General features: G+C 65.4%; 6 protein-coding genes and 2 pseudogenes. 3 read left to right on the forward strand and 5 right to left on the reverse strand.

Annotated features, from left to right (window positions below):
- The first annotated feature begins 348 nt into the window (after positions 1 to 348).
- Positions 349 to 762, forward strand: coding sequence for a VOC family protein (locus QCE69_RS12465; RefSeq protein WP_309809771.1), 414 nt, complete (start codon positions 349 to 351; stop codon positions 760 to 762).
- Positions 763 to 817: 55 nt separating this feature from the next.
- A complete protein-coding gene (locus QCE69_RS12470) occupies positions 818 to 1,555 on the forward strand; it encodes a 16S rRNA (uracil(1498)-N(3))-methyltransferase (protein ID WP_309931007.1) in 738 nt (245 codons plus the stop codon).
- Positions 1,556 to 1,648: 93 nt separating this feature from the next.
- On the opposite strand, the pseudogene QCE69_RS12475 reads toward QCE69_RS12470, so the two are convergent.
- The 3 genes and pseudogenes from QCE69_RS12475 to QCE69_RS12480 form a co-directional block, all read right to left on the reverse strand.
- Positions 1,649 to 2,041 (reverse strand): annotated as a pseudogene (locus QCE69_RS12475) (barstar family protein); the annotation flags it as partial.
- Between the two features lie 74 nt (positions 2,042 to 2,115).
- Positions 2,116 to 2,224: pseudogene (locus QCE69_RS39530) on the reverse strand (barnase inhibitor); the annotation flags it as partial.
- A gap of 15 nt (positions 2,225 to 2,239) precedes the next feature.
- Complete coding sequence (locus tag QCE69_RS12480; RefSeq protein ID WP_309931010.1) at positions 2,240 to 2,731, reverse strand: ribonuclease; 492 nt, start codon at positions 2,729 to 2,731, stop codon at positions 2,240 to 2,242.
- A gap of 592 nt (positions 2,732 to 3,323) precedes the next feature.
- Here QCE69_RS12480 and QCE69_RS12485 point away from each other — a divergent pair.
- Positions 3,324 to 4,967: a tetratricopeptide repeat protein gene (locus QCE69_RS12485; RefSeq protein ID WP_309931012.1), complete on the forward strand. Its 1,644-nt coding sequence runs from the start codon at positions 3,324 to 3,326 to the stop codon at positions 4,965 to 4,967.
- Positions 4,968 to 5,019: 52 nt separating this feature from the next.
- Here QCE69_RS12485 and QCE69_RS12490 read toward each other — a convergent pair whose 3' ends face one another.
- Together QCE69_RS12490 and QCE69_RS12495 are read right to left on the reverse strand one after the other, a co-directional pair.
- Positions 5,020 to 5,724: an OmpA family protein gene (locus QCE69_RS12490; RefSeq protein ID WP_309931014.1), complete on the reverse strand. Its 705-nt coding sequence runs from the start codon at positions 5,722 to 5,724 to the stop codon at positions 5,020 to 5,022.
- 85 nt (positions 5,725 to 5,809) lie between these two features.
- On the reverse strand, positions 5,810 to 7,343 hold a 1,534-nt coding region (locus QCE69_RS12495; protein ID WP_309931016.1), incomplete at its 5' end, for a YadA-like family protein.

Here is a 7,343-nt window from a genome sequence, read left to right on the forward strand (position 1 = left end):
AAACGACGAGGATCGGGAGGCCGTCATTCTAACAGACCGGTCCGTCCGCCGAGCGGCCATGGGAGCCGCGGACCCGGCGCGAACCCGCTTGTGCGGCCGCGGGCATGTTCCATGCAAAACACGGTCCGCGCGTTGCGTTCCTGAGCGTCGTCGTCACCACGCACGGGTAAAGACCCCGCGACATTACACGCTCCGGCGCGCACGCAACGGACGTTCATCAGGCGAAATCCGTCCGGCGCGGCGCATGGCTGCCCGTCGTCGCCCGGTTTCCCGCGGCCGATTGATCGTACGGCTTCATGGCAGAATGTCTTACCACCCGCAGCAGCAAGGCTTCAAGGAGTGTTTCCGATGACCGACCCTCGCCCGGCCGACGTGCCCTGGCTGACTCCGTATCTCACGGTGCGCGACGCGCGCGTGAGCATCGCGTTCTATGAAAAGGCGCTGGGCTTCACCGTGCGCGACAGCGTGAACGACGACGGCACGATCATCCACGTGGAGATGATGTATCGCGGGCAGTTGATCGTGATGTTCGCGCCCGAGGGCGCGTACGGTTCGCAGGCGCGCACGCCGAAGACCGCGGGACACATGGCGCCGCAGTCGTTCTATCTGTATGTGGACGACGTCGACGCCACCTTTCAGCTGGCGCTCGCCGTCGGCGCGAAGCCGCTGATCGAGCCGCAGGACCAGTTCTGGGGCGACCGTTTCGCGCAATTCGAGGATCCGGACGGCTACCGCTGGGCCATCGCTCGCCATCTGGGCTGAGCCTCTCCAGGCATTTCCACTATCCGCGGGCGCACCGGTCCGCGATCGACCCTCCATGCCACGTTTTCATGTCGACGGCCCGCTCTCGCCGGGCCAAACCTTCTCGCTCCCCGACGCCGTCGTGCGCCACGTCCACGTGCTGCGCCTCCAGACGGGCGACGTCATTACCCTGTTCGACGGCGCCGGCGGCGAATATCGGGCCGAACTGGTCGATATCGCCAAGCGCGCGGCGCTCGCGCGCATCGACGAACATCGCGACCGCGAAGCCGAACCGCCCTATCGCGTGATCCTTGCGCAAGGCATCGCGGGCGGCGACAAGATGGACTGGCTCATCGAGAAGGCCGTGGAACTGGGCGTCGCGGGCATTGCGCCGCTGACGGCCGAGCGCGGCGTCGTGCGTCTCGCCGGCGAGCGGGCGCTGCGGCGTCAGGCGCACTGGCAGGCGCTGACGCGCGCGGCCTGCGAGCAGTGCGGCCGGAATCGTGTGCCGGAAGTCGCTCCGCCGCGCGATCTCGACGTTTGGCTCGCCGATCTCCCCGCCGCAACCGAAGGTGAACTGCGCCTGCTGCTGTCGCCGCGCGCCGAAGTGAGCTTCGCTGCGCTGCCCGTCGAACCGCCGAATGGCGCGGTTACGCTGCTGATCGGCCCGGAAGCGGGCTTCTCACCTGCGGAAGAGCAGACGATTGTCGATGCCGGCTTCGCAACGCTCGGGCTCGGCCCGCGCGTGCTGCGCACCGAGACGGCCGGGATCGCGGTACTCGCGGCGCTGGCGGCGCGCTGGGGCGGCTGGTGAAGCGCGGGCTGCGTCCACATAAGCAATCAGCCCGATGAACGCGGCGCGCTCATCGGGCTGACTGGCTGAGGACGGACAGAAACCGCAGCGGGCTTACACGAAGGAATAGAAGACGCGGAACGCCACCTTGCGCTCGGCCCAGAATTCAGCGGCGTCGCGGAAGACATCGAGCAGCACTTCGCGCCCTTCCTTGTCGAACTTCTGCGCGATGGGAAGCTGCTCCAGCACGATCACGAACCCAGGCTGCGAACCCGCCTTGTGGACGAGCTCGGTCAGCGAATCATAAAGGGCGTCGTAATTCTTGCCGAAGTGCTTAGGAAACAGGAACGACGTGGCGATCGTTTCCAGTATTTCCTGCTTGCTCTGTGCCTGGCCGAGGTACGCGTAGAGAAAATGCTGGCCGAGGCGATTGGCCTCGTCGGCCAGATCCTGCACGCGAAACGCGCGGATGGACTGGACGATGTTCGGCCGCACCGTGGCGAACATCGCTTCCGCATCTTCTTCATGCAGGTGAGGCGCATGGGACTCGTCGGGACTGGTCTCGTCGCCGGGTCTGTTGTCGTGTTCTGTCATGCGTAGCCGCAATACTCGCTGGAACAGGTTGCCATCGCCGGTGGCGAAAAGATCACTCGCGACGCTGTGATCGTGCGCGTAGATGCTGTCGCTCATGCCGTTAATCCCTGGTTAATCCGTAATGCGTTTGAAACTGGTGTAGTGATCGTCCGTGTAGAAGCACTCGCCGATCTGCCTGCGTGGTCCGCCACATACGATGCGGCGCGCGCCGCGGTCCCTCGCGCGCGGGGTGGGAACCGTGTATTCGTGGTAGTAGCCACGCGGATGCCGGGGAAGCACACGCTCGCGATTGCCGAACACGACGCCGTCCTTCTCGTAAGGGAACGGCCCGCCCGCCTCGATGAGCCGCAGGGTGGTGACCGCCTGCTTCGGCAACTGAGCGATCCGGACGGTGGCCAGGCCGTCCTGACCTGACGCGGCCGGCCCACTTTGCCCGCTCGGCCCGGCTGGCTGTGCCTGGCGAACCGCTTCCGCCGGCTGAACCGGCGCCGGGGTAGCGGACGCGACCGGTTCCTGGGAATGGCTGCGCGGCTCGTCCTTGCCGCACCCGACGAGAACGATGCTCAAGCCGAGCAAGCAGGAAAAAGCCCAGACGCGCCTCACGAAACGATTGTCCCCGCGTTGAACCGAGATCTGGCGACCATTAAAGGTGTAAGGGTATCGCTAATAACAGGGCGAATCAATGTTCGCCCCGAAATCAGAAATTTTTCCCGGAAAAGCGGACATCGGGCGCTTCGACAAGTTTGAGCTTCGGCCGCAATTTAGCCTTATTCTGAGTGAAATTTATCTTCCACGAGATAATAATCAATGCCTGTGGGACTCGAGACCTCTGGACAAGCCGCCTCACTTGTCGCCAGTCTCCCGGCACGCGCTCGGCCGACAGTCTTGCATTTTTGGTGAAAGACAGCCTCGCATTTCGCCTGGGCGTGCCGCGCTTCCTTTGCGGCACGCCTTTTTTTTGGTCGTGCGCATCCCTTTCCCCTTCCCGCAGCCCTTGCGATACACCCCACCTGACTGTTGCGTTATTTGACCGTGTTTGACATTTAGCGCGCACCACGTGCGGGATAATTTCACCCGACGCGCTTCCACTGACGCGCCCGACCCGGCGAACGGTCTCGCCAGCCTCACGCCACGCAACTCCCGATCTACACTGAACGCAGTGAAACCCTGCGCGGCCACCGTCCTGCATAGCCCAATGACTGCATCGAATCGCCATTCGCCAGCCAGCACGGTCGAAGTCTTCCAGGCTTTCCTGCGCAACGCGCTGAGCGCGCAACAGCGAAACGAATCCATCGTCCGCGACACCTGGCTTGACGCCGCGCGACACCTGTTTCCCATCGACGGCGCGTCCGTCGGCGGTCTGCTTCAGCGGCTGGCCGCGGAGCAACGGCTCGCCGATGCGGAAGCCATCGCGCGCACGCTCGCGCAACTCGAGCCCCACAGCGCGCTCACGCAGTTCAATCTGGGGCTGGCGCTGCAGTTCGCGAACCGCCACGACGAAGCGATTGCGCCGTATCGCGACGCACTGGCCATCGATCCCGACCTGCACAGCCTGCGCAACAACCTCGCCGCCGCGTTGCTCGACCGGGATCCGGCGTCGTCGGAAGCGGCCCGGCTGCTCGAAGCCGCGCTCGCGCACGATGCGCGCGATGCCAACCTGTGGGTCAATCTCGCGAAAGTACGTCTGGCGCGCTTCGACCTCCCGGGCTCGCTCGCGGCGAGCGAACAGTCCGTCAGGCTGGCGCCGGACGATCCGGTCGTCGTCAGCAATCACGGACAGAAGCTGCGCGAAGCCCAGCGCTGGGACGACGCCGAGCACTACGCCACCCGGGCGCTGCAGCTCGCCCCCGAAAACGCCGGGAATCGCTCGAACCTGGGCATGCTGCACCTCTTGCGCGGGAACTACGCCGCCGGATGGCCGGAACACGAGGCCCGCTGGGACGGCTCGAAGGAACTGGCCGGCAAACGGCCGGTGTTCGCCGGGCCCGCATGGACCGGCCAGCCGCTCGCGGGCAAGACGCTGCTGCTCTGGGGCGAGCAAGGGATGGGCGATCTGCTTCAGTTCTGCCGCTACGTGCCGCTGCTCGCCGAGCGTGTGCATCGCGAGGGCGGCCGGCTCGTGTGGAACTCCTTTCCGCAGATGGGCTGGTTGATCGGTCGCACGCTGGCCCGCTTCGTCGACGACTTCACCCTGGGCGGCGGGCTGGAGTCGTTGCCGCCCTTCGACTATGAAGTGTCGATGGTCACGCTCCCGTTCGTCTTCGATACCCGCGAGGACACGATTCCATCGCAGGTGCCTTATTTGCAGGCCGATCCGGCAGCCGTCGATGGCTGGCGCGCGCGCCTTGCGGAAGAAACGCGTCTGAAGGTCGGGCTGACCTGGACCGGCAGCCGCACGCACCAGCGCAATCCGTTTCGTCGCGTGGGACTGGAACGGCATGAAGCGTATCTGCGCGACCTCGACAACGTCGCGTTCTATTCATTGCAGCCCGATGCCGCCGCGGACGTCGCCGCCGCGCGTTCCGCCGGGTTCGACATCGCCGATCATACGGGCGAGTTGAAGAGCTTTGACGACACGGCGGCGTTCATCGGCGCGCTCGATCTCGTGATTTCGGTCTGCACGTCGGTGGCGCATCTGAGCGGCGCGCTGGGACAGCGCACGTGGGTGCTGCTCGACGTCAATCCGCATTGGGTCTGGCTGCTCGATCGCCCGGACAGTCCCTGGTATCCGACTGCCACGCTGTATCGGCAAAACCGGTTCGCAGCGTGGAAACCGGTGTTCGAACGGCTCCGCCATGACCTCGAGACGCTCGCGGCCCAGCGTGTCGAAGTCTGCTGAGCATGCCTGGCGACACGGCGCGTGAGGCATGCCCGGCCTTGCACGATCATGTTCAGTCCGCGTGAGCCTCGACGCCGGTCGCCTCGATCACGACGCGTCGATTCTGCGCCCGTCCTTCGGCGGTCGCGTTGGATGCCACCGGCGACATGGGGCCAAACCCCCGTACGTCGTAGGCCTCGGCGCGCATGCCGTGCGCCGTCAGATAGCCCTGCACCGACCGCGCCCGCGCTTCCGACAAACTTTCATTGGCCGCCAGGGTGCCCGTCGAATCGGTATAGCCCGCGATGTTCAAGCGCTTGACGCGGTTATTCCGGTTCGCCTCGATGAAAGCATCCAGCTTGGCTCGCGCGCTTGCGTCGAGCCGCGCGCTGTTTGTGTCGAAGTTCGCGCCAGACAGTTCGGTCAAGCTCGTTTTCTGAACGGGACTGACCGCGGCGACGGGCTCGCGCAATGGAGCCGGCCGCCTGGCCGCATCGTCGCACATGAAGGTCAGATCGCGCGGATCGTTCTTCCCCTTGCCATCGCTCGACAAGGCGTCAACGGACTCGACCAGGAGGACCTTCTCGCCCTTGCAAATCTGCTGCGCGTGCCTTGCGCATGTTTCGCTGCTTCCGAACAGCCCCTCACACTGGACTCGCCAGGCTTGCTCGCCTGAGCTCAGTGTCACCAGTTCGGTGTTGGTCATCGGTGAGGAATAGCTCGTGCAGCCTGCAAAAACGGCCGCGACCAGCCCTACCAGTAGAAGTTGAATGTTCATGATTTGAGTTGGAACCCTGGAAGTTTTCATTCGTGTCACGCCGGTCAGGCGAGCGGCTCGCGCCGCCCGCCTGACCGGCCGCGCGTTACCACTGATAGGACGCACCCCCGCCCACCGCCGTGCCCGCCGAACTCACGCCCGCACCGATCTTCACCTTGATGTTCTGCGTGATGCGTGCCGAGGCACCAAGGGCTGCGGCTTGATAGCCCTTGTAGTTGGCCGTGCCGACGCCGACTGCGATGGTCTTGCCCTGATCGACGTCCGGGATCATCGTCAGCGCCGTGGCAGCGGCAACGCCCGAATAGGCGCTGCGTGCGACTGACGAGATCTGGTCGCCCAGCACGTTGAATTGCTGGTTCGTGTACGCGTTGGCCTGGTTGACGCCTTGCGCGACGCTCTGGTTCAGCTGGTTCAGATTCACCGCATCGGTCCCTTGCGTGCCGGCCGCGACGTTGGTGATCTGACGCTCGCTGCCCACCGCGCCGACTGAGACCGTATTGTCTCGATCCGCCACGGCGTTGGCCCCGAGCGCGACGGCGTTCCCCGCCGGTGCGGTTGCGTTGGCGCCGATCGCGGCCGAGTTCCCCCCCTGCGCCGTCGCGCCGAAGCCGACCGCCACGGCCCCCGCTCCGGTCGCGCTGGCGCTAGGTCCGATCGCGGCCGCGTGCGTGCCGGTGGCGACGGAAGCCTCCGTCGTCCGATCGCCGTTGATTGCAATGAACGGACTGCTTGCGTTCTGCGCGATGTTCGCGACCTTGCCGATGGCTTCGTTCAATTGATCGAGATTGACGGCATCGCTGGCGTTGAGGCCGTAGGCCACGTTATGAACCGCCGTGCCGCCCGTGTTCGTCGCGGCGTTGTAGGCGGGACCGGAAAGCGTCAGGCTGCTCGGGTTCGGCGTGCCGTTCGCGTTAGCGTCGTACTTCACGACCGAGTTGCCCACGTTGCCCGCCGCGTTCGTGATGTTCGTCACTTCGGTCTGAAGGCTGCTCACGGCCTGGTTTGTCGCATTGAGCTGCGAGCCGTTCACGGCGTCCGTCGAGGTGGCCGAAACACGGCCGGCCGCAACGTTCGTGAGCGTGCGCTCGTAACCCGCCGAGCCGACACTCACCGTGCCGACCGGCGCGGTCCCAGCGAACGCGTAGTTCACTCCGTTGATGTCGATGCTGGGGGTCGCCACTGCGCTGGACGAGACCGACTTCGAGCCCAGCGCGACGTCGTTCGCGTTCGCCGACACCGCCCCGGAACCAATCGCCACTGAGTCGACGCCCGTCGCCGTCGAGCCCGCTCCCGTGCTGTTGGCGTGGAAGTACGTCGAGCCGGTTGTGTTGAGGCCGTTTATCGCATTGAGTGCGTTACTGATGTCGGTTGCGTTCCGGTCGATTGCCTGGTTCGAGGCGTAGAGTTCCGAGCCGTTCACGGCGTCCGTCGAGGTGGCCGAAACACGGCCGGCCGCAACGTTCGTGATCGTGCGCTCGGCGCCCGCTGAGCCGACGCTCACCGTGCCAACCGGCGCGGTTCCAGCGAACGCGTAGTTCACTCCGTTGATGTCGATGCTGGGGGTCGCCACTGCGCTGGACGAGACCGACTTCGAGCCCAGCGCGACGTCGTTCGCGTTC

This window comes from Caballeronia sp. LZ032 (assembly GCF_031451315.1).
Lineage (GTDB): Bacteria > Pseudomonadota > Gammaproteobacteria > Burkholderiales > Burkholderiaceae > Caballeronia.